Origin of the sequence: Sorangium sp. So ce302 (genome assembly GCF_051530145.1) — a bacterium.
Taxonomy (GTDB): Bacteria; Myxococcota_A; Polyangia; order Polyangiales; family Polyangiaceae; genus Sorangium; species Sorangium cellulosum_B.
On record NZ_CP150326.1, the window covers coordinates 7,194,595 to 7,215,798 of the forward strand.

Here is a 21,204-nt window from a genome sequence, read left to right on the forward strand (position 1 = left end):
ACGATCGTCGGCCGAGCGCCTGACCCCGCTAGGGGCCCGCGATGAAGCTGTCCTGGTAGCCCGGGTCCTCGACCGCGAGCGCGGCCGCGGTGGCCGAGAGCGGGCGGATCGTGTCGAGCATGACCGCGAGCTCGCTCGTCTCGCGGGCCCCGAGGCTCGCCTCGTACGCGCCTGGGTGCGGCCCGTGCGGGACGCCGGCCGGATGGTGCGAGATGCTGCCGGGGCCGACGCCGCGGCGCGAGGTGAAGTTGCCGCGGCAATAGAACAGAAACTCGTCGCAATCGACCGACGCGTGGGGGTACGGACAGGGGATCGCCTCCGGGTGGAAGTCGGTCGGGCGCGGCACGAAGCTGCAGACGAGGGCGCCGCGCGCGGCGAACGTCCCGTGCCAGTCCGGAGGCAGGTGCACGAGCCCGACGCGCGCCTGGAAGCGCTGGATCGGGAACGCGAACGGGTACACCGCCCCGTCCCAGCCGACGACGTCGAGCGGCGAGCGCTCGAGGGCGAAGCCGTGGAAGGCGCCGCCGCGCTTCACGACGAGCGCGCGGACGCCCTCGTCGAGGGGGCCGACGAATGTGGGCCGCCGGAAATCGCGGTGCGAGTACGGCGCGTCCATCCGCAGCTGGCCGACCTCGTTGCGCCACTTGCGCGGGAGGTGGATGTCCGCGGCCTCGATCGAGAGCCACCGCTGGGGCGCGGCGTCCGGGAGGAAGCGGTAGAAGAGCCCCTTCGGGATGACGACGTAGTCGTCCTGCTCGAAGCGGAGATCGCCGAGCATCGTGCGCAGGACGCCGCCCCCGTGGAAGATGAAGAACAGCTCGTCGGCGTCCGCGTTCGCGAAGTACACCGGATCGGCCGCGTCCGGCTGGACGAGCCCGATCACCACGTCGTCGTTGAAGAGCAGCGGCACGCGGCAGTCGACGGCGGGCCCGCCCCGCCGCGGCAGATCCTGCGACCGGTAGTGCCGCTTCGCCAGCGGGCGCGCCGGCGCGGCGACCGGCAGCGTGAAGCCGTGCGCGGCCTCCGCGACCCGGTGCTCGTGCGGCCGGCGCTCGTGGTAGGCGATCGTGTAGGGGCCGTCGAAGCCCGCCCGCGTCAGGCACTCCTCGTAGCGGAGATCCCCCGCTTCGCTGCGCAGGGCGATGTGGTGCTTGGGCGGGACGATCCCGGCGACGACGCGATCGAGCATCAGCCGTGCCCCCCTGCCTTCTGCTGCCGCTCGATGCTCTCGAACAGCGCCCGGAAATTGCCGGCGCCGAAGCCGCGATCCCCCTTGCGCTGGATGAGCTCGAAGAAGAACGGCCCGGCGTCGGGATCGTGGTGCGTACCCGACGACTCCTTGAGGAAGATCTGGAGGAGGTACGACCTCGCGCCGTCGCCGTCGACGAGCACCTCGAGCTCGCGCAGCGCCGCCGCGTCCTCGTCGATCTGCCCGATGCCGAGCCGCTGCAGGCGCTCGGGCAGCATGTCGTAATAGGCGGCCGGGGTCGGCATGAACTCCACGCCCCGGCCGCGCATCGCGCGCACCGCGGCGAGGATGTCCTCCACGGCGAGCGCCACGTGCTGCACCCCGTCGCCGCGGTGCTCCTCGTTGAAGACGTTGATCTGCGAGCTCTTGAAGTGCGGCCGGTAAGGCTCGTTGTTCGCGAACTTCACGCCCGAGGCCGGGTCCCACATCACGGCCGAGCGCAGGCCCGAGCCGTGAGTGGCGTCCTTCGCGACGTCGTTCGTGTGGAACGCGATCTGCCAGAACGGCTCGAGCCCGAGCACGTGCTCCATCCAGAGCAGGGCGGGCGCCATCGTCTGGAAGTTCGAGGTGATGTGATCGAACCGGGCGATCCCGAAGCGGTTCTCACCGCCGCGCGGCGCGTCGTAGGCCACGCAGCCGGGGAACAGCGCCCGGTAGCCGCGCCGCTCCACGAAGCGAAAGGTGGTGTCGCCGAACGGCGTCGTGATCGAGAACGAGGCGAAGGTGCCGCCTGCCTCCGTCACCCGATGGACCTCGTCGATCGGCGTGCCCCCGCGGCCGTCGAGCAGCCGGAAGGCGCGGTCGATGTCCTCCACCTCGAAGATGACCGTGCCCACCCCGTCGGGGTGCTTGCGCAGGTAGCGCCACGCCCGCCCCCCCTCGCCGATCGGCTGCGAGCAGACGACGACGCACTCGCCGGCCTGGAAGACGACCGAGCGCTGCGCCGCCGCCGCCGTGAGCTCCGGCGAGCTCGCGGCGATCTCCTGGAAATCGAGCTTCTCCGTGTAGAACCTGCGGCTCCGCTCCAGGTCGCGCACGTAGTAGTGCAGCGCCTCCACCCGCTTGATGCCGATCGACTCCACCTTGGCGCTCATCCGGGTACCACCCGCTGCGCGATGCGCCCGAACAGGCTCTCTCCCGCGCGATTCAGCATCTCGATCATGATCGTGTCTCCTGGCTTCATGAAAGGCGTCGTGGCCGCGCCGCGCGCGAGGATCTCGAGCATGCGCTTCTCGGCCAGGCACGACACGCCGCGCGCCGGATCCCGGTTCGAGACGGTGCCGCTGCCGAGGAGCGTCCCCGCCGTGAAGCCGCGGGTCCGGGCGATGTGCTCGATGAGCTCGAAGAACGAGAAGTGCATCTCCGGGCCGGCCTCGGGATCACCGATGAGCGCGCCGTTGTAGGTCGAGCGGAGCCGCAGGTGGACGCGCCCGTCGCGGAGCGCGTCCCCGAGCTCGTCGGGCGTGATCGCGAACGGCGAGAACGCGGTGGCGGGCTTGGAGCAGAAGAACCCGAACCCCTTCGCGAGCTCGGCGGGCACGAGGTTGCGCAGCGTCACGTCGTTGGCCAGCAGGAAGAGGCGGATGTGCCGGTGGGCCTCTTCGCGGCGCGTGCCCTGCGGGGTGTCGCCGAGGACGGCGCAGACCTCGGCCTCGAAATCGAGGCCCCAGGCCTCGTCGCGCAGGACGATGTCGTCGGTCGGGCCGAGGAGGACGCCGGAGCCGCCCTGGTACACAAGCGGATCGGTCGTCAGCGTCTCGGGGGGCTCGGCGCCGCGCGCCTTGCGCACCAGCACGATGTGGTGGATGTACGCGGAGCCGTCGACCCACTCGTACGCGCGGGGCAGCGGCGCGGCGAGATCTTCCACGACGAGCGGGGTCACCGCCGCGCCGCCCCGCTCGATATCGTCGGCGATGCGGCGGAGCGCGGGCTCGGCGCGCTCCCAGTCGTCGAGCGCGGCCTGGAGCGTGGGGAGGGCGGCGCCGGCGGGCGCGTAGGCGAGGCCGTCGCGACGGACGACGACGAGCGTGCCATCGCGGCCGGGGCCGCGGAGAGAGGCGAGCCTCATGCGCGTGCGAGCTCCATGGAGGTGATTGCGACGATTTCGTACCCGATCCCACTGGCTCGCGGCATAGGCATACGCGCCTATGCCGCGGATCGTGGGCGCGAAACCCCATCGTCTTGGGGATCACTTTTGCAGCTGGACGCCGAGAAACAGGGCGTTCCCTTTCGCCCCCGACAGATCGCTTCTTTGATAGCCGAGCGCGACACGCGCGGCGTGGCCCTCGATGATGTAGCCCATCTGGGCATCGATGAGCAGATAGGAGTCGGCGTTCTTCGGCTTCGCTTGTTGCAGCCGGACCAGAGGCTGCAACTTCCCGACGCCGACGTTGCTCGGCGTGAGGTAGCTCGCGAGCGCAAAATAAGAATAGTCGAACCTCTCGAAGTCGCCGAAGTACTTGTAGAATGCGCCCTCGAGCGTGATGGTGCCCGCCGCGCCGAGGTTCTTCTCGAACAGGAGGTCGGCGTTGACCTCGCCGTAGGTGTCCTTGCGTGGGATGCCTGCGGGCTCGCCCGTCGCAGGGGGCGGCAGCGATTCGACAGAACCTTCCTTCTGCACCTCACCTGCCACGCCGAGCGCGAGGATGCTCTTCTCCCCGAGGTACGTGGCCTTCTGGTAATAGGCTGGCTCCGGGTCGAGCAAGCTCAAGTTGAGCCTCGCCGTGTAAAGCGGGCTCACCGAAGAGTCATGCAGGCTGAAAGCCCCCACGTAATACTTGAACAGGCCGCCCGCCGCCTTGCCCCAGGTGGTCACCCCATCGTTGCGCCCGAAAGGCCCCTGTCTCGGCCCGATCGGCGGCGCATAGGGCTCGAAGAATCCGGGATAGTTCCACGGCCCCATCGACCACGGCCCGGAGAAGGCGGAGCGATCCGACGGCACGATCATTCGACCGATCCAGACGTTCAGCAGATCATGAAACTGGAACTTGGCGATGGCGTCTCGGATGGTCGCGCTGCCCGTGATGTTGCCCCCGGTCGGGGTCGGCCCGAACTGAGCGACGATCGCGCCCTGCAGGCCGATGAATCGGTTGATCTCGCCTGAAAACGAGAGATCCAGCTCTCCGTCCCCGAGCAGCCGGTCCATCTTCTCGCGCGCGCCGGGGTTCTGTAAGCGACCTCCGACGCGGACCCAGGCCGCGACGCTGACCGGCTTCTTCCATGGCTCCTTCTCCGCCGGCGGTGCCGTCGAAGCTGGACCAGGCCCGGCAGCGCTCTGCGGCGCCGGCGCGCCGGCGTGGGCTTCCGCAGGAGGCGCTGGCGCCGCGCTCGCGTCTGCAGCGGGGGCCGCATTCGGCGGAGCCTCGCCCGTGGGCGCCGGCGGCGCCTCGGGCGGCGGTTGTGCCCGTGCCGAGCGATGGAAGGAAGTGATGCCGAGGATGACGGCCAAGAACCCTGCGCCGACATCGCCCCGGCGTCTCGCCGCTCTCGTCTGTGTGCTCATGCGTTCTCCGTGTCAGGCCATCCGAGGCCTTGAAGATCTCAGCCGCGCTCGCGCCCCCTAGCCGATCTCGTACACCGTGAGCCGCACCCGGTCGGCCAGCCGCTCGCCCACGGACAGGGCCAGCACGGCGTTCAGCCGCAGGAGCCCTGGCGCCGAGGTGCGCATACGGATGGCGGTGCGGAAGTAGTAGAGCCCGGGGTCCACGGCCTCGCCGCGCCCGAGCGCCGCCAGCACCTCCGGCGGCCCGGCGCGGACGCCTTCGGAGAGGATCTCCACTGTCCCATGGCCGGCGATGTCGAGGATGTAGTGGGCGGAGATGTCCATCCGCCCGTCGGCCCAGATCGTCTGCCAGTCGCCGCCCGGCAGCACCCGCCCCTCGAGGCCGCCTGCCACCGTGCCGCCGACGATCGGGATGAAGCGCCGGCCGGGCGAGCTCGGATTGACGGTGACCGGCGGGTCCACCGCCACCTCGAGCGTCATCAGAGGGATGAGGGGAGGGCTCACGCGCGGGGCTCCGAGGCGCGCTTCAGGCCGGTCAGCACCTTGTAGCGGGCGGCGATGGCCTCCAGCTCGCCCGGGGCGAAGACGTCCTCGATACGGTCGAATCCGTCGGGCGCGCGGTCCTGGGTGATCTGCATGCACTGCTCCGGACCGTTGCCGCGATTGGCCGCGACGATGGCGGCGGTGGCGGGCAGGCGCTCGGCCTCGTAAGCGGCCAGCGCTTCCACGGGATCGGCATGGGCGGCGAGCGCGCGGACCAGGGCGCGGGCGTCCAGGATGGCCTGGCTCGCCCCGTTGGAGCCGATCGGATACATCGGATGGGCGGCGTCCCCCAGCAGCGTCATGCGCCCATGGCTCCAGCGAGGCAGCGGATCGCGGTCGACCAGCGGGAACTCGTAGATCGCCTCGGCGTTCCGGATCAGGCCGGGCACATCCAGCCAGTCGAAGCGCCAGGCCTCGAACCTGGGCAGGAAGTCGGCGGGATCGCCCCGCCGGTTCCAGTCCTCCCGTCGCAGGCTCTCGGCGATGGCGAGCTCGGCGATCCAGTTGATCGTCTGGCGGCCGTCCGGCCCCGGTGGGGAGATGGGATAAGCGACGAACTTCTGGTCCTGATGCCCGGCCATGATCATGCTGGCGCCGGTGAGGAACGGCATCGCCAGGCTGGTCGCCCGCCACAGGATGCGGCCGCCATAGACCGGCGGCCCCTCGTCCGGATAGAGGCCGGCGCGCGCCGCCGAATGGATGCCGTCGGCGCAGATCAGGAGATCGGCTGGAACCGTCCAGGCCACGCCCTCGCGGTTGAGGAAGCGCGCCACGATGCGGCCCTCGCCCTCTTCGTGGGCCAGGAGGCGCCGGTCGCAGATCACCCGGCCTGTGCCCAGCCGCTCGACGGCGGCGTCGAACAGCACGCCTTGCAGGGCGCCGCGGTGCAGGGAGATCTGCGGCGCGGCGTGACCCGCGAAGCGGCCGCGCGGCTCGCCCCAGATGCGCTGGCCGAAGCGGTTGAAATAGACAAGCTCCCGGGTCGCCACCCCGTGGGCCATCAAGGCCTCGACCAGGCCCAGCTCATCCAGCACCTCGGCGGCGTGGGGCAGGAGGTTGATGCCGACCCCGAGCGGCAGGATGGTGGGCACGGCCTCGAACACCGTCACCTCATGGCCCGAGGCGTGTAACGCCAGAGCCGCGGCCAGGCCGCCGATCCCGGCGCCCGCGACGATTACCTGCATGAGTCCTCCCGCAGACATGCGGCTCGACGCCGCACCTCGTTGAAGCCGCCGCCAAGCGGGCGAAGCGCGCGACGAACAGCACCGCCAGCGCCAGCAGCAGCCAGTCCTCTCGAACGATCCAGCGGGCGGCGCCCCTCGGGACCGCGCAGGCCGAAGGCCCCGCCGCCCGGATGGCGCCCGGCGCGCGGCCGGGCGCGGATCGCCTCCGCCCTTTCCTCACTCACCGGCATAACGTCCACGAATGGTCATCACCGCCGCGGCAACCCCGGCCGACAGGACCACTGGCACCATGGCCATGGCCACGCCCGCGGGACCCCAGCCCTGCCCCAGCAGGTGGCCCGCCACCAGCGGCCCGCCGATGGAACCCAGCCGGCCGGCGGCGATGGAGGCGCCGGTGGCCAGCCCACGCGCCCGCGCCGGGTAATAGAGCGGGATGACGCCATAGAGCGAATATTGCGCGCCCAGCAAGAAGAAGCCGGCCAGGCCGGCCAGCACCAGCACCGGCGGCAGGCTGTCGGCCCCCGCCAGGCCGAACAGCGACAGGGCCAGGGCGGGATAGGCCGCGATGATGGGAAGGCGCGGCCCGAGCCGATCCACCAGCATGCCGATGACCCAGCAGCCGATGACGCTGCCAACATTGAAGGCGAAGGCGGCGCCAGCACCCCCGACTCCGCCCAGGCCCTTGGCGGCGACCAGCGACGGCAGCCAGTTCAGCAGCAGATACAGCACCAGCAGCGTCAGGCCGAAGGTGAACCAGGCCAGCAGCGTGACCAGCAGCCGGCCATCGCCGAACAGCGCCTGTCCCCCGCCCGGCGGCTGGGCGCCGCTGGCCGCTGCGGTGCGGCTGTCGGGCATCAGCCGCGCCATGACCGGCAGCAGCAGCAGCGGCAGCACGCCGCCGGCCAGGAAGATGCTCTGCCAGCCGAACCGCGCCAGAAAGCCGGCCGCGAACAGCGCCGCCAGCGCGCCGCCGGCCGGCATGCCGCTGAACATCAACGTGGTGGTGCGGGTCCGCCGGTCGGGCGGGGCGATCTCCAGGGCGACGGCCACCAGGGTGGGCATCGCCGCCCCCAGCCCTGTCCCGGCCAGGAGCCGGTAGAGGCCCAGCGACACCGGCCCTCCCGCCACCACGGTGGCCAGCGTGAACAGGCCGAAAACGCCGACGGCCAGCATCAGCAGCGGCTTCCGGCCCATGCGGTCGGCCATCCAGCCGCCGGCCAGCGCGCCGCAGACCAGCCCGGCCATACCGGCCCCGAACACGACGCCCGCCTGCCCTGGCGTCAGGCCCAGGGCGGGGATCAGCAGGGGGGCGGCCACGCCGACGGCCTGGATGTCGAACCCTTCCAGCAGCGCGATCAGGAAGCACAGCGACAGCGTGACGGCGCCGCGCGGCGCGTGAGGGGGCGATGCGCCCATGGGGAAACCTCCCGTTTCGTTCCCGTTGCCCGGGATGGTTGCAGCCGGCGGCAGCCGAACCGATGCGGTGTTTGAACGTAGCTGGTGAAGCGTGACGGACCCGAGGTGACTGCAACGACTTCGTACCCGAGCCCTCGGGCTCGAGGCATAGGCATACCCGCCTATGCCTCGAGGTGAGCCGTTGTCAGGCGACAGGATTTTTGCTGCCGCGATGGGGGTCGGGGCGGAGGCGGGCGCGGTGGCTGCAGGATCGTTGACGCGCATCCTCGTCGAGAGCGTGGAGCGGTGCTCTCTGGATCCACTCTCGCTCTTGCGCCGACTCGCGGCCAACGTCCCGCTCTGGCCGATAGCCTTTCTGGGGAGGAGAACAGCGCAAGTGACCTGACGAGCTCAGCGACCAGGAAAGGAATAGAAGGATGAATCACACAGTGTGTGGGTGCATGGGCGGACAATGCCAGGACGGCCTGCCGGTGTGCCGCGGCGCGCGGTGGTCCAGGTGGCGCAGCGCCGGCAGCGGCCGTCGTCCGGCGGTTCACGGAGCCGAGCCCGGGCTGAGCTCGACCAGCGGCTCCGCTGCCTGTCGATGCGTCATGGGGTCACCGAGGCTGACACCCTGAGGAGCTCTTGATCTACGCTCCTCCCGATGCCAAGCGACGCTCCTGCTGATCTCTACTCGCTCGCCTTCACCTGCAGCGTCGACCCGCTGCTCTTGCTCGATGGAAGCGGTCGGATCCTGACGCTGAACGCCGCCGCCGAGCGCCTCTCCTCCACCCCCGGGGCGACGGCGCTGGGGAGGCCCGTCGATGAGGTCCTGCGGCCCGATGCGCCCCTCGGCGCGCTGCTCGAGCAGGTGCTCCGCGATCGCGCCCCGCGCGCCCTGCCGCCCGACTTCACGCTCCACCTCGCGAACGAGCGCGCCGTCCTCGCCGAAGGCAGCCTCAGCCCGCTCGTCGACCCTTCGGGCGCGTGCGCCGCCGTGCTCCTCGCGCTGCGCGACGTGACCGAGCAACGCCGGGCCGAGCGGGCGGCGTGTGATCAAGGAGCGCGCCTGCGCGCGGCCGTCGAGGCGCTCGACGTCGGCTTCGTCATCTACGACGCCGAGGAGCGGCTCCGCTTCTTCAACGCCGCGTACAAATCGCTCTACCCCGAATGTGCCGCCGCCATTCAGATGGGCAATACGTTCGAAGATGTCGTCCGCGAGGGCTGCCGGAACGGGATCCACCTCCACAGCGGCCTCAGCGAAGAGGAGTGGGTCGCCGCTCGCCTCGCGGAGCATCGCCGGCCCGGAGACGTCTTCGTGCGGCGGTTCGGGGACCGCTGGATCACCCTCAAGAGCGGCCGCCTCCCCGACGGCAGCTTCGTCGGCCTGCGTATCGACACCACCGCGCTCAAGGAGGCAGAGCTCGCCCTCGAGCGCGAGCGGCAGTTCATCCGCCTCGTGCTCGACACCATCCCGATCGTCGTCACGGTCAAGGATCGGGACGGCAAGATGAAGCTCGTCAGCAAGAGCTACGCCGAGCTGTACAACACCACGGTGGAGGGCGCGGTGGGAAAGACCGTTGACGATCTGCCGCGCTCCCACGCCGAGCTCTCCGTCATCGGCGAGATGGACCGGGAGGTGCTCGCGCGCATGCAGCCGGTCTCGAGGGTTCACCCCGTCACGCGCCCGGACAGCAAGACGCGGTGGATGTCCGTCGTCAAGGTGCCTCTCGTCGAGCAGGACGGCACGGCGCACATCCTCGCCATTGGAACGGACATCACGGCGCAGCGGGAGCACGAGGAGCACATGACCGCCACCATCGCCGAGCTCGAGCGGCAGAAGCACGCCATCGCCGGTCAGCTCGCGGTCATCCAGCGCCAGCAGGCGCTCATCCGCGCCCTGTCCACGCCCATCCTCCAGGTCGCCCAGGGCGTGCTCGCCGTGCCCCTCATCGGCGCGCTCGACGACGCCCGCGCGGCCGACGTCACCAGCAAGCTCCTCGACGAGGTCGTGCGCACAGGCGCTCGCTTCGCCATCATCGACGTCACCGGCATCGAGAGCGTCGACGCCGCGACGGCCGACCACCTCGTCCGCATCGTCCGCGCGATCCGCCTGCTCGGCGCGAGCGGCGTCCTCACCGGCATCGGGCCCGCCGTCGCCCAATCCATGTGTGGCATCGGGGTCGACCTCTCCGGCGTCACCACACACGGCAACCTCCGCGCCGGCATCGAGGTCTGCCTCCGCGCGCTGCCCGGCCTTCGCTGAGCGATGCAGGCGTTTCCCGTCCTCCGCGAGGGCGACGAGGAAAGGAGCGCGGCTTGGTGCGCCGGGCGCGTTCCCGCTGAAGGGGATCACCCTGGGGAGCGCCCGCCGTTGCATCCTCTACTGCAAGAAGATGGTGACCGAACCGTCGTAGGCGATCGTGCCGCTCGGGAACTGACCGGACGCGCTTCGCGCGTGATCGCGGCAGTTCTCGAAGCTCCCATCGCTGCGCGGCTTGTCGCACGTGTCGCCGCAATTTCCGACGACTTTGACGACGCAGTCGTCCAGCGATGGCCCGCACACCCGCTGTATCGAGGTCTGCTCGGGTGACACGCAAGCAAAGTAAAGAGGCGGATTGGCGAAGATATTGCCATAGTATGCCCCTTCGCGCGTCGCGTACGCCGTCCGCTCCGCCGAGTCGGAGGACAGCTCGCATTGGTTCCCTCTCATCGAGATGGGGGTCGGGATCCCGAGGAAATTGACCCTGGATAGTACGCACGCGGACACCCATGCCTTGCACGCATTGTCGCAGGAGCCGCCCGTATCGCCCCAATTCTTGTGAAGACCGATCCCGCCATCGAATCCATAAACCACGCCGTCGACATCGATATCGAAGTGCGCCCCCCTCGGCAGGGCGCAGCTCACCACGTACTTGAGCAGCTGGCGCGCGAGCGGATCCCGGAGCGCGCTCCTGGTGAGCGCGTTCGACGTCAGCGCGTTCGACGTCAGCGCGTTCGACGTCAGCGCGTTCGATGTCAGCGCGTTCGATGTCAGCGCGTTCGACGTCAGCGCGTTCGACGTCAGCGCGTTGTCGACGACAACCGCCTGCTCCGCGGCGTCGACATCGTAGTCCTCCCCCTCCGGCACGCCCACGCAAGCGGCCAGCGACGTCACCATGGCAGTACACAGAACTAGCACGCTTCGACACATCATAAACACCCCCTTGATCATCTTATGTCCTCATGAACCTCCATGGAATTGACTTGTTGGACTAACCACGTATCCGGGCAAAGTTGGAACGAACACCAGGGCGCGCCTGAGTCACGCATCGCGGACGGCTCACCGGAGCCGCCCCAGACAGCGTGGGACTCCTCCTGCCCCTGAACGGCGCGGCGCCCGGTGAGCGCTGGTTCACGGCGGCGCGAGCGCCGCTGCCCCGGACATGCGTCCGTTCCGCAGATCGTCGAGCGCCTCGTTGGCCGCAGCCAGCGAATAGACGTTCACCTCCGTCCGCACCGGCACGCGCGGCGCGAGCGCGAGGAACTCCTCGCCGTCCCTGCGCGTCAGGCTCGCCACCGACCGCAGCACCCGCTCGCCCCACAGGATCGAAGAAGGGAACGAGGGGATGTCGCTCATGTGGATTCCCCCGCAGACCACGGCGCCGCCCTTGCGTACGGCGCGCAGCGCGGCCGGCACCAGCTCGCCGGCCGGGGCGAAGATCAGCGCCGCGTCGAGCTCCTCGGGGGGCGCGTCGAAGGAGGCGCCCGCCCACTCGGCCCCCATCGACAGCGCGAACGCGCGCGCAGCGTCGTCTCCCGGCCGGACGAGCCCGAAGACGCGCCGGCCCTCGAAGCGGGCGACCTGCGCCACGAAGTGGGCGGCCCGAGCAGCACCTCGCCGGGCCCAGGCCGCGGAGCGGGCCGATCCTCCAGCACGAGCGGGCTCTTCGGGGCTCTCAGGACGAGGGCGCGCATGGCTCCGCGCCGAGTACATTGCGGCCCGCGCCCCCCCGTCGTGTGCGTGAGCCCAGGAGATCGCCTCCCCGGCGAAGAGGGTGTCGCCGTCCACGGCGGGACCGCTGTACGGGCCGGGATCTCCCACCCCTTCTCGCGGATCGTCTCGAGCAGGTCCAGCACGGCTGCCTCGTTCCGATAGCAATGCACGCCGAGCTTCGCCCCTCGGACCGGCGCTCCGGAGGAGCCCCGCCAGCCGTGCCCTCCGTCGCGCTCGAGGATACCCGCGGTCCCTCCGATAGGAGTTGACACTGCCCGTGTGAGCGTTCACAATCTGCGCCAGCGGGTATCCTTTCGCTTCCCCGCTGGAGGGGTCGCCACGCGCGCCGAGACCTTGATGTCCGATCGACGTCGGCATCGATTCGCTCGGTCGTCGCGGATGCGAGTAACGGTCAGCTCAATCAAATTGCCCGCGGCTGGAATCGCAGTCCTGGCCAGTAGCAACCTTTGTACAGCAGCGATCACAGCTGCGGTTCATGTGTTGATATAGCATCGCTTTGTCAGAGATGTCTCCCTCTCGCCGCCCCTGACGCGCGGCGCTGTCATGTTGAAATCCGGGCCGCCTGAGAGGGCCATCCATGCCGCGCTCTTGAGAGCTTGAGCCAGGAACGGGTGAGATGTTCCATGCGGATTGCAACTCCTCTCGAAGGGCGAGCTCGGAGCAGTAGATTCGGACGAGCGAGCCTCGCTCCGTCGACGCCCCCGCCCGCCGACGCGGTGCCCGCCGTCCCCGCGGCCGGCGCGCAGGCCGCGCCGCTCGACTTCGCCGAGGTGTACGAGGAGCTCTTTCCCTTGGTCTGGCGGACCGTGCGCCGCCTCGTCGTGGACGCCTCCGCGCACGAGGACGTGTGTCAGGAGGTGTTCGCCGTCGTGCACCGGCGGCTACCGGAGTTCCGGGGCCGCTCGTCGCTGAAGACGTGGGTTTTCGGGATCGTGGTCAACGTCGTGCAGGCGCACCGGAGGTCGCAGCGCCGCCAGAGCCCGGCCCACCGCGGGACAGGAGAGATCGTGGATCCCGAGCAGCTCGCGGGGCCGAGCGACCTCAGCCCCTACGAGGCCATGAAGAGGGCGGAGGCCGCGCGCGTGGTGCACGACCTCCTGGCGTCGCTCGACGAGGAGAAGCGCGTGGTGCTGCTCCTCGCCGAGCTGGAAGAACTTCCGGCGTCGGAGATCGCGCAGGGGATCGGGGTGAACATCAACACCGTGTATGCGCGGCTGAGGGCCGCTCGACAGGCGTTCTCCGACGCGGTGCAGCGCCACCACGCCAAGATCCGAGGAGGCCGCCATGGATGAGCCGGGGGCCGGCGAGCAGGCGCTCGCCCGACGCCGCTCGCCGCCAACCCTGGATTCATACGACCTACCGCGATCTTCACGGCCATGCCCGGACCCGGTCGATTTGATCACGAAAATTGCGGGCTCCGGTCACAAGACGAGACCTGCCGATTTCACACGCGGGAGCCGACAATGATATTCACACTGGACCGAGTGTTCACGAGTCCCTGGATCGCTGCCGGGGGATGCCTCCTGAGCATCTCGTGCACTGGCACCCTCGGGGACGATAGCTCTCCGGAGCAGACTCCGGAGCAGGACGCCGCCATCGCCATAGACGGGATGCCTCTGCACCACATGACAGCGTCGGAGTACAACTCCACCGTCGCCCACCTCCTGGGGACGAACCTGAGGCCCGCAGACGGCTTCCCGGCCTTCGGCGCGAAGGGCTTCGACGCGAACGTGAGCGCGCTCTCGAACCTCTCGCAGGTCCTGGTGCAGGGGTATTACGACGCCGCCAGGACGCTCGCCGAAGACGCGTTCTCGGACGAGGCGCAGCGCGCCAAGATCCTCGTGTGCGACCCGGCAGAGGGCGCGGACGACGGGTGCGCGCGCGAGATCATCGAGCGCTTCGGGCTGCGCGCGTTCCGGCGCCCGCTCGACGCGGCGGAGGTCGACCGGTACGCGGCGCAGTACGACGACGCGCGGACCGCCCTCGAGATGTCCCCCGTCGAGGCGGTGCAGCATGTCGTCCGGACCGTGCTCACGTCGCCGCATTTCCTCCTCCGGATCGAGCTGGGCCCCGACTCGGCGAGATCACCGGGCGCCCTCAATGGTTACGAGGTCGCGTCGCGCCTCTCGTACCTGCTGTGGAGCTCGCTCCCGGACGAGGATCTCTTCGACGCGGCGGAGGACGATCTGCTGGCCACCGAGGACGAGCTCGAGCAGCAGGTGGACCGCATGCTGGCCGACCCGAAGAGCGCCGCCTTCTTCCAGAACTTCTACGGCCAGTGGCTCGGCACGCGCACGCTCCCCAGCCACAACGCCGACACGACCCAGTTCCCGAGCTGGAACGATGAGATGAAGGGCGCGATGCTCGACCAGGTCAACGACTACTTCGCCGGCTTCACGACCGGCGGGCGGCCGTGGTCCGAGTTCCTCACGGCGCCCCACCCGGAGAGCCGGCTGATCGAGCCGCTCTATGCGAACGACCCGGAGGGCGTGCGCGAGGGGTTCCTCACGCTCCCAGCGTTCCTGACGCTGTCGTCCCGCGCCGACCGGACCTCTCCCACGTCCCGCGCGAAGACGATCTTGGAGCAGCTCTTCTGCGCGCCCATGGTGCCGCCCGCCAACGTGGATATCCCGGAGCTCGGCGCCGCGGACGGGGAGGAGGGCGGCGTCACCAACGTGCGCAAGGAGCTCGAGAAGCACCGCGCGTCGCCCGACTGCGCGGGCTGCCACGACGTGCTCGACCCGATCGGGCTGAGCCTGGAGAACTTCGACCCGATCGGCGCCTACCGGACCCAGTACCCGAACGGCGACCCGATCGACGCGACGGGGGTGTACGAGGGCGCGGCGTTCGAGGACATCTCCGGCCTCGTGCCGGCGCTCGTGGAGGCCGCCCGGTCGGGGACCTGCCCCTCCGAGCAGCTCTTCAGTTATGCCCTGCGCCGGCGCCCGAGCGTTGGGGACAGGACCAGGATCAAGGAGATCGCCGCGCGCTGGGGCGGCGGCACGATCGCGGACCTGGTGAAGCAGGTGGTGACCAGCGAGGCGTTCCGCCTTCGAGCGAAGGACAAGGCGCGGTGAGGCCACACGCGTTGTTTCTGCACAAGACGAAGCACGAAGGAGCGATGCGCACATGAAACGCTTGATGACACGCAGAAATTTGTTGCGCGGCGCGGGCGTCTGCCTGGCGCTGCCGTTTCTCGAGAGCCTCGCGCCGCGCAGCGCGCGCGGCGGGGAGCCCGGCACCCCGAAGCGCTTCGTGCTCTGCACCTTCCCGAACGGGGCGCCCCATCACTGGTGGGAGACGGCCCCGGCGTTCGGAAAGACGCTGAAGGGCGCCGATTTCAAGCTGCCGAGGGTGCTCGAGCACTTCGCGCCGGTGAAGTCGAAGATGCTCATGATAAGCCGCCTCGGCAACTACACGTGGAGCACGGAGCAGCACCCCTACATCGAGCCTTCCCACTCGCGCCTCGGCGCGGCGCTCTCGACCTGCGTCGACGCCGATCAGCTGGGTAGGGAGGCGCGCCAGGACCTCGGCGAGTGGGTGGGCAACGGCGTCTCGGTCGACCAGCTCATCGTCCAGAAGGCAGGCCCGGAGCAGGCGACCCGCATCGCGTCGCTGCAGACGGGGCTCGGCGTCAAGCCCGGCTTCTTCGACCAGCGCAGCTACGCCTACAATCAGGTCCTCTCCTGGAAGAGCCCGCGCGAGCCGCTGAAGCGCTCGGTCAACCCGAAGGCGGTGTTCGACGCGCTCGTCGGCGCGGGCGCGGCGGGGTCCATGCCAGGGCAGAGCGACGAGGAGGCCAGGATCGAGGCGGAGCGCCGCGCGGCGATGGAGAAGAGCGTCATCGACGGCGTGCTGGCGGACGCGAACTCGCTCATGAACCGGGTCGGCTCCGACGATCGCAAGATCGTCCAGCAATACCTGGACTCGCTGCGCGAGATCGAGAAGAACGCGACCCGCGTCCAGTCGACGATGACCCCGCAGACGGGCCTGGGCTGCACCCCGATCAGCCAGCCCGGCGTGGTCCCCGAGCCGCCGGGCCAGGCGGAGGGGCTCAACGAGAACGACAACACGGGAGCCGGCCCGTACAAGCACGAAGATCACGCGAAGGTCATGATCGATCTCATCGTCATGGCCATTCAATGCGACGTGACGCGCGTGATCACCCACATGCACGACGACATGCGCTCCGAGTTCGAGTATCGGTGCATCCCGGAGGACGTCCGCGCCAAGGTGGGACTCGCGTACAGGAGAGAGGCCAGCCTGCACTACCACTCCTCCCAGCACGCCGCCGGCAACCTCGACCGCGCGACCCAGGACGGCCAGTACAAGATCATCGCGCAGAGCAACCTCGACTACGCGGCGATCAACTGCTGGCTCAACCAGAAGAGCGCGCAGCTCGCGCAGCGGCTCGACGCGATCCCCGAGGGCGACGGCACGGTGCTCGATCACTGCGTCATGGTGCACATGAGCGAGATGCGGTCGCACGACCACGACGGGTACGACCTGCCCATCGTGCTCCTCGGCGGCGACGGCGTCTTCTTGAACGACGCGCACATCGCCTACGGCGCCCTCGGCAGCGATCGCCAGCTCCGCGATCTCTGGTTCACCATCATGAACCAGTACTACGGCCTGGGCGTCTCGTCGTTCGGCGAGGATCGCCGCGGCGTGCCGAACGCGCTCCTCGAGGAGATCCTGCGGTAGCCGAGCCCGCAGGATCGCGTCGCTGACTGTCGAGCAGGCTAGAGCCGCGCGCCCCTCGCGAACATCGCGAGGATCTCTGCCCCGTCCCCCGCCACCGTGACGTACGCCCCCTCGACGCCGAGCACGTCGCCCTTCTGCGCGAGCGCCTGCACGGCGCTCGCCGCCTTCTGGAGCTGCACGCCCACCGCGCCGCCTCCGATGCGCACCGGCATCCCGCGCTTGAGCTCGATCACGTAGGATCGCCGCCGCGCCGCCCAGGGGCTCGACATGTCGACGGCCAGGAAGTCGCCGCAGGAGGCGCGCTGGTTGGAGCGGAAGAGCCAGAGCTCGGTCCGGCGGAACATGAGCTCGCGCGCGAACTCATCCTCATCGGCCTTGAACGCGAACGCATGGAAGGCGAAGGCGGCGTCGGCCTGAGACGGCCGGACGGCCCTTTGCACCAGCTCGCAGAAGAGGTCTCGTCGCGCGACGGCGCGACGGGTGAGCTTGATGGAAAGCGGAAGACGGGGCGCCATGACGCACGCTCTCCGGGCGGCGCTCGGCTCGTACGAGCGTCGCCCGATGGCTGGAGGTCGAAGGTCGAACACACGCCGCCCCGCCGCCGCGAGGCGAGCGGAGAACGGACGGCGACGGGGCGCCGGAGCGCGAGCAACGCGGGCAGCGGGGAAAACCCGCTCGGCGGAAGCGACCGCGTTGCTACCGGAAGACCTTCATGGCGCTACCTCTGCGAGGTCGAAGATACACGATCGCCCGAGCCGCGCCAGGGCGATCGGGGCAGCGTCGCTCGGTTCGTACGATTCGTACGGTTCGCACGGTTCGCACGTATTGCTCGTATCCGTCGTGCGCGCGAGGCGCCCCTCCGCACATGACTCTCGGACCGCAGATCCTCCGCGCTCGCTCCTACGGCCCATAGCCAGGCAGCAGATGAGCCCGCGCCGACGCAGCGACCCGCGCCTCGAGGAAGGCCGGAAAGAGCCCGGCGAGCCGCAAGAGAAGCCGATAGACAGGGCTCCCCGCATATTGCCGGGGCGCCCGATCGACGGCGCGGAGCAGCTCCTTCGCCGTGTACTCGACAGGCAAGCTCACCACGCCGTCGAAGCGGGTGGCGCGGCCGCACGCCGTGTCGGTGTGGGGCGCCACGAACACGACGACCTTGATGCCGAAGCGGCCCACCTCGCCTCGGAGCGCATGCGACCACGCGCCGAGCGCCGCCTTCGTCGCCGAATAATTGGCCGCCGTCGGCGAAGCGATGACCCCGAGCAACGACGAGACGTTCACGATGACGCCCGAGCGGCGCACCAGCATCGACGGCAGCAGCGCGCGCGTCACCCGCACCGCACCCCAGTAATTGAGATCCATCTCGGCGCGTCGCGTGCTCATGTCCTGCGCCATGAAATCCGTCTGGTCGCAGGAACCTGCGTTGTTGATCACGACGTCGCACGGCCCCGCCTCGAGGAGCCGCGCGATCCCGCGCTCGACGCTCCCGTCGTCCGTGACATCCATGGGGACGACCTCGGCCCGCCCGCCCGCGCCAGCGATCTCGCGGGCGAGCGACCTCAGCGCGTGCTCGTCGCGCGCAGCGAGCACCACCGTGTGTCCCTGCTTGCCGAGCGCGAGGGCGGCCGCGCGTCCGATCCCGCGCGACGCGCCGGTGACCAGGATTCGTTTGGAAGTGCTCAGTGTGCCCATGGTGTCCCCTACCATCCTCTCCAAGGTGGACCGGGCCGTCCGGTCACCAAACACCGTACGGCGGGTGGGACCTGCGCCGCATCTCCGGGGCTGCGGATGAGTTCTCCTGGCTTGCTGTGGGCTCATTGCGGAAGTTCAGCAAGGAGGACGGCGGCGTTGTGTAGGCGAGCCGACGACCGCGATGAGGACGTCCAGCCTGGCTTTCCAGCAGATCGAGGACCGTTCTCTCGCTTGCTCCGCATCAGCGATCGAGCCGCCATCATGCCGCTCATCGGCGGCGTCGCGCGCGACCCGGCACGCCATCCCGCGCCGCGGGTGACGATTTCTGAAAGGTGAGCAGGGGCTGGATCAACTCCGGGCACATGAAGACCTGGGCGCGATGCCCGCCAGGCCGGGCGAGCATCTCTTGGCTGTCACTTTGTGCTCTGGGTGCGGCCGCGTGGGCGTGTTCTGGGGCCCCGCACGACGGCTCCGGGGGCGGCGGAGCTCCCTCGATGGATCCTGTTGGCACGGGCGGAGAGGCGCCGGGCGGAGAGGCATCGGGCAGCGACGCCGCCTCCGGGGTGACGACGGGAGCTGGAGGGACTGGCGGTGCGCCAGGCCCGGGCGCGGGCGGCGGCGTACCGAGCGCGGGCGTGGGCGGCGGCCCTGGGACGGGCGGGTCGGGCGCCGTCGAGTTCGGGGCCTTCCCCGGCGCCGAGGGATTCGGGCGGATGGCCACCGGCGCGCGCGGCGGCGACATCTACCATGTCACCAACCTGAACGATGCGGGGCCCGGCTCCCTGCGGGATGCCATCAGCCAGCCGAATCGCACCGTGGTCTTCGACGTCGGCGGCGTCATCAAGATCGACTCCCGCCTGGTGTTCAAGAATAACCAGACGATCGCCGGGCAAACCGCGCCGGGCGGGGGCATCACCGTCTACGGGAACGGCACCTCCTTCTCCGGCGCCTCGAACACGATCGTTCGCTACGTGCGGTTTCGTATGGGCAAGATCGGCGACTCCGGCAAGGACACCGTCACCATGGCCAACGGGCACGACGTGATCTGGGACCATTGCTCGCTGAGCTGGGGGCGCGACGGCACCTTCGATCTGAACCGGGAGAGCGGGGCGGAGCTCTACAACATCACGCTTCAAGATTCGATCGTCGCACAGGGGCTCCAGACCCACAGCACGGGCGGCATCGTCAACACGACCGGCACGTCGATCATCCGGTCCTTGTACATCGACAACAATTCCCGTAACCCCAAGGCCCGCGGGACGCTGCAGTTCGTCAACAACGTCGTCTACAACTGGGTCACCTCGGGGTACATCCTGGGCGATACGAGCGGTCGCTCGGACGGGGTGATGGTCGGCAACACGCTGATCCCCGGCCCGGAGACGAAAGGCGGCACCCTGGACAGCCCAACGCCCGAGTACCACCTCCATGCCGTCGACAACTGGTACGACAGCAACAAGGACGGTGTCCTGAACGGCCGCCTGCTCGGCCAGGGGGACTTCGGCTCGGTGACCTGGGAGGCGGCGCCGAGCGTCGAGGTTCCCGACGTGCCCGCGATGAGCGCAGAGGACGCCTTCGACCACGTGATGAAGCGCGCCGGGGCGTCTCTCTGGCGTGACCCGGTCGACGACTTCTTGATGGCAGAGCTCGCGTCCCTCGGGGCCGAGGGCGCCACGATCAGCGACGAGAAGAGCCTCGGCCTCCCCAACACCGTTGGAGACATCCCGGGGGGCTCTGCGCCCGCGGACACGGATCAGGACGGGATGCCCGATGCGTGGGAGGTCTCCGCCTCGCTCGATCCTCACGACCCGGAGGATCGCAATGGCGACCGCAACGGGGACGGCTGGACGAACCTCGAGGAGTACATCAACGCCCTCGTCCCGTGACGCCTCGAGGACGCGCGCGCGCCTCGCCATGCTCCCTCAGAACGAGACCCCCAGGCTGAGCGTGCCCAGGGCTTGAGCGATGAGCGGAGCGGCGCGCTCCTCATCGACGGCGAGGATGGGGCGCGGCAGGAGCGTGAGACAGGTGAGCTCGAGACCGAGGCCCACGCTCGGATGAAAGAAGTACTGGACGCTCAGCCCTGCGTCCGCGGCGAAGCTGAAGAACTCCTCGCTGCGCCCCACGAGCGGCGGCTCGACATGGCCGGTGGCCTGGAGGTGGTAGGCGCCGACGCCAAGGAGCGGCCCCCATTCCCAGTGAAGACCGGCACCCGTTTGCCCGAGGTTCCAGCTGGCCCGGAGGAGCGCGAGCTCCTGGCGCACCCGGGCGGCGCCGCTTGCTGCGCGGAACTCGGCGCCAAAGAGGGGACCACCGAGGAGCAGGCCGAGACGGAAGCGCTCGTCGAGGCGGGTGTGCGCGCCGATCTGCGCGCCGACGCCGCCGCCCACCGGAGGCGTGAAGAGGACGAGCCCTCCCGTGCGCACGTGAAAGCGGGGCGGCTCCCGGGAGAAGCGGAGCACCTCGGGGGCGGGCGGCTGGGCCTCGACGCCGAGCACATCCCGAGCGGGAGCCTGGCCCGGGCCAAGCTCGAGGAGGCTTGCGCGCAGGAGATCGACGGCGCGCACCGCGAGGAGCATCGGGCCATCGCTGGAGGGATCGATGAGGAGCTTTCGCGTGGTCGTCTTGCCGGTCACGCGATCCACGATGCACACCTCGGCGGCCGTGCCGCTTCCGTCGCGCCGCAGCGCGACAGCCGCAAAGGCCTCGCTCTCCTGCGCCTCTCGCTCGAGCTCCTCGGCCCCGGGCGATCGCGCGGCGCTCCCGAGCACGATGACCTCGAAGGACTGCAGCTCCAGCTCGGCAGAGAGCCGCCCGAAGGCCTCGAAGAGCGTGGCGTCGCGCGGGTCCGGTCGGACGACGAGCACGCGCTGCGCCCACGCCGCTCGAGGGCAGACGAGCAGCAGGAGCAGGACGAGGAGCGTTCGCGCCCGCCGGACCATGG

The 21,204-nt window shown here is 69.8% G+C and carries 16 protein-coding genes and 1 pseudogene; 5 read left to right on the plus strand and 12 right to left on the minus strand.

Translation table 11 applies throughout. The features are described from left to right. Nucleotides 1–28 precede the first annotated feature (28 nt). The 7 genes from WME73_RS27195 to WME73_RS27225 form a co-directional block, all read right to left on the minus strand. The gene (locus tag WME73_RS27195; RefSeq protein ID WP_437739307.1) at nucleotides 29–1,189 is read right to left on the minus strand and encodes a homogentisate 1,2-dioxygenase; all 1,161 of its coding nucleotides are present in this window, start codon (nucleotides 1,187–1,189) and stop codon (nucleotides 29–31) included. Beyond that, nucleotides 1,189–2,343, minus strand: a complete 1,155-nt coding sequence (locus WME73_RS27200) for a 4-hydroxyphenylpyruvate dioxygenase family protein (protein WP_437911422.1) — start codon at nucleotides 2,341–2,343, stop codon at nucleotides 1,189–1,191. Before WME73_RS27200 ends, WME73_RS27195 begins: the two co-directional genes overlap by 1 nt. Beyond that, nucleotides 2,340–3,317: a fumarylacetoacetate hydrolase family protein gene (locus WME73_RS27205; protein ID WP_437739309.1), complete on the minus strand. Its 978-nt coding sequence runs from the start codon at nucleotides 3,315–3,317 to the stop codon at nucleotides 2,340–2,342. The genes WME73_RS27200 and WME73_RS27205 overlap by 4 nt, the downstream gene beginning before the upstream one ends. 120 nt (nucleotides 3,318–3,437) lie before the next feature. Then, nucleotides 3,438–4,394 (minus strand): hypothetical protein, encoded by a 957-nt coding sequence (locus WME73_RS27210; RefSeq protein ID WP_437911424.1) that lies wholly within the window; start codon nucleotides 4,392–4,394, stop codon nucleotides 3,438–3,440. A gap of 414 nt (nucleotides 4,395–4,808) precedes the next feature. Next, nucleotides 4,809–5,255, minus strand: coding sequence for a DUF3237 family protein (locus tag WME73_RS27215; protein ID WP_437849822.1), 447 nt, complete (start codon nucleotides 5,253–5,255; stop codon nucleotides 4,809–4,811). Continuing rightward, entirely contained in the window at nucleotides 5,252–6,478 is a 1,227-nt protein-coding gene (locus WME73_RS27220) for a flavin-dependent oxidoreductase (RefSeq protein WP_437739312.1), read from the minus strand. Before WME73_RS27220 ends, WME73_RS27215 begins: the two co-directional genes overlap by 4 nt. A 216-nt stretch (nucleotides 6,479–6,694) precedes the next feature. After that, on the minus strand, nucleotides 6,695–7,894 hold the full coding sequence (locus WME73_RS27225) for an MFS transporter (protein ID WP_437739313.1): 1,200 nt from the start codon (nucleotides 7,892–7,894) through the stop codon (nucleotides 6,695–6,697). Between the two features lie 643 nt (nucleotides 7,895–8,537). Here WME73_RS27225 and WME73_RS27230 point away from each other — a divergent pair. After that, the gene (locus WME73_RS27230) at nucleotides 8,538–10,139 is read left to right on the plus strand and encodes a PAS domain-containing protein (protein ID WP_437911425.1); all 1,602 of its coding nucleotides are present in this window, start codon (nucleotides 8,538–8,540) and stop codon (nucleotides 10,137–10,139) included. A gap of 117 nt (nucleotides 10,140–10,256) precedes the next feature. On the opposite strand, the gene WME73_RS27235 is transcribed toward WME73_RS27230, so the two are convergent. Together WME73_RS27235 and WME73_RS27240 are read right to left on the minus strand one after the other, a co-directional pair. Then, a complete protein-coding gene (locus WME73_RS27235; protein WP_437911426.1) occupies nucleotides 10,257–11,033 on the minus strand; it encodes a hypothetical protein in 777 nt (258 codons plus the stop codon). A 234-nt stretch (nucleotides 11,034–11,267) separates the two neighbouring features. After that, a pseudogene (locus WME73_RS27240) lies at nucleotides 11,268–11,750 on the minus strand (alcohol dehydrogenase); the annotation flags it as partial. Nucleotides 11,751–12,586: 836 nt separating this feature from the next. Here WME73_RS27240 and WME73_RS27245 point away from each other — a divergent pair. The 3 genes from WME73_RS27245 to WME73_RS27255 all read left to right on the plus strand — a co-directional run bounded on the left by WME73_RS27245 (nucleotide 12,587) and on the right by WME73_RS27255 (nucleotide 16,574). Further along, nucleotides 12,587–13,162 (plus strand): RNA polymerase sigma factor, encoded by a 576-nt coding sequence (locus WME73_RS27245; RefSeq protein ID WP_437739317.1) that lies wholly within the window; start codon nucleotides 12,587–12,589, stop codon nucleotides 13,160–13,162. Nucleotides 13,163–13,495: 333 nt separating this feature from the next. Then, the gene (locus WME73_RS27250; RefSeq protein ID WP_437911427.1) at nucleotides 13,496–14,947 is read left to right on the plus strand and encodes a DUF1592 domain-containing protein; all 1,452 of its coding nucleotides are present in this window, start codon (nucleotides 13,496–13,498) and stop codon (nucleotides 14,945–14,947) included. Between the two features lie 64 nt (nucleotides 14,948–15,011). Beyond that, nucleotides 15,012–16,574, plus strand: coding sequence for a DUF1552 domain-containing protein (locus tag WME73_RS27255; RefSeq protein WP_437911428.1), 1,563 nt, complete (start codon nucleotides 15,012–15,014; stop codon nucleotides 16,572–16,574). Between the two features lie 38 nt (nucleotides 16,575–16,612). On the opposite strand, the gene WME73_RS27260 is transcribed toward WME73_RS27255, so the two are convergent. Then, complete coding sequence (locus WME73_RS27260; RefSeq protein WP_437911429.1) at nucleotides 16,613–17,089, minus strand: hypothetical protein; 477 nt, start codon at nucleotides 17,087–17,089, stop codon at nucleotides 16,613–16,615. A 385-nt stretch (nucleotides 17,090–17,474) separates the two neighbouring features. Then, nucleotides 17,475–18,263 (minus strand): SDR family NAD(P)-dependent oxidoreductase, encoded by a 789-nt coding sequence (locus WME73_RS27265; RefSeq protein WP_437911430.1) that lies wholly within the window; start codon nucleotides 18,261–18,263, stop codon nucleotides 17,475–17,477. Nucleotides 18,264–18,757: 494 nt separating this feature from the next. Between WME73_RS27265 and WME73_RS27270 the strand changes: the two genes are divergently transcribed. After that, complete coding sequence (locus WME73_RS27270; RefSeq protein ID WP_437911431.1) at nucleotides 18,758–20,146, plus strand: pectate lyase family protein; 1,389 nt, start codon at nucleotides 18,758–18,760, stop codon at nucleotides 20,144–20,146. A gap of 36 nt (nucleotides 20,147–20,182) precedes the next feature. On the opposite strand, the gene WME73_RS27275 is transcribed toward WME73_RS27270, so the two are convergent. Then, the gene (locus WME73_RS27275; RefSeq protein ID WP_437911432.1) at nucleotides 20,183–21,202 is read right to left on the minus strand and encodes a hypothetical protein; all 1,020 of its coding nucleotides are present in this window, start codon (nucleotides 21,200–21,202) and stop codon (nucleotides 20,183–20,185) included. Nucleotides 21,203–21,204 lie beyond the last annotated feature (2 nt).

What these genes read in the sequence shown, in the direction of transcription:
- WME73_RS27195 (WP_437739307.1), bottom strand. Translation starts at nt 1,189, where the DNA reads ATGCTCGATCGCGTCGTCGCCGGGATCGTCCCGCCCAAGCACCACATC.
- WME73_RS27200 (WP_437911422.1), bottom strand. Translation starts at nt 2,343, where the DNA reads ATGAGCGCCAAGGTGGAGTCGATCGGCATCAAGCGGGTGGAGGCGCTG.
- WME73_RS27205 (WP_437739309.1), bottom strand. Translation starts at nt 3,317, where the DNA reads ATGAGGCTCGCCTCTCTCCGCGGCCCCGGCCGCGATGGCACGCTCGTC.
- WME73_RS27210 (WP_437911424.1), bottom strand. Translation starts at nt 4,394, where the DNA reads ATGGACCGGCTGCTCGGGGACGGAGAGCTGGATCTCTCGTTTTCAGGC.
- WME73_RS27220 (WP_437739312.1), bottom strand. Translation starts at nt 6,478, where the DNA reads ATGCAGGTAATCGTCGCGGGCGCCGGGATCGGCGGCCTGGCCGCGGCT.
- WME73_RS27225 (WP_437739313.1), bottom strand. Translation starts at nt 7,894, where the DNA reads ATGGGCGCATCGCCCCCTCACGCGCCGCGCGGCGCCGTCACGCTGTCG.
- WME73_RS27230 (WP_437911425.1), top strand. Translation starts at nt 8,538, where the DNA reads ATGCCAAGCGACGCTCCTGCTGATCTCTACTCGCTCGCCTTCACCTGC.
- WME73_RS27235 (WP_437911426.1), bottom strand. Translation starts at nt 11,033, where the DNA reads ATGGTGACGTCGCTGGCCGCTTGCGTGGGCGTGCCGGAGGGGGAGGAC.
- WME73_RS27250 (WP_437911427.1), top strand. Translation starts at nt 13,496, where the DNA reads ATGACAGCGTCGGAGTACAACTCCACCGTCGCCCACCTCCTGGGGACG.
- WME73_RS27255 (WP_437911428.1), top strand. Translation starts at nt 15,012, where the DNA reads ATGACACGCAGAAATTTGTTGCGCGGCGCGGGCGTCTGCCTGGCGCTG.
- WME73_RS27260 (WP_437911429.1), bottom strand. Translation starts at nt 17,089, where the DNA reads ATGGCGCCCCGTCTTCCGCTTTCCATCAAGCTCACCCGTCGCGCCGTC.
- WME73_RS27265 (WP_437911430.1), bottom strand. Translation starts at nt 18,263, where the DNA reads ATGGGCACACTGAGCACTTCCAAACGAATCCTGGTCACCGGCGCGTCG.
- WME73_RS27270 (WP_437911431.1), top strand. Translation starts at nt 18,758, where the DNA reads ATGGATCCTGTTGGCACGGGCGGAGAGGCGCCGGGCGGAGAGGCATCG.
- WME73_RS27275 (WP_437911432.1), bottom strand. Translation starts at nt 21,202, where the DNA reads ATGGTCCGGCGGGCGCGAACGCTCCTCGTCCTGCTCCTGCTGCTCGTC.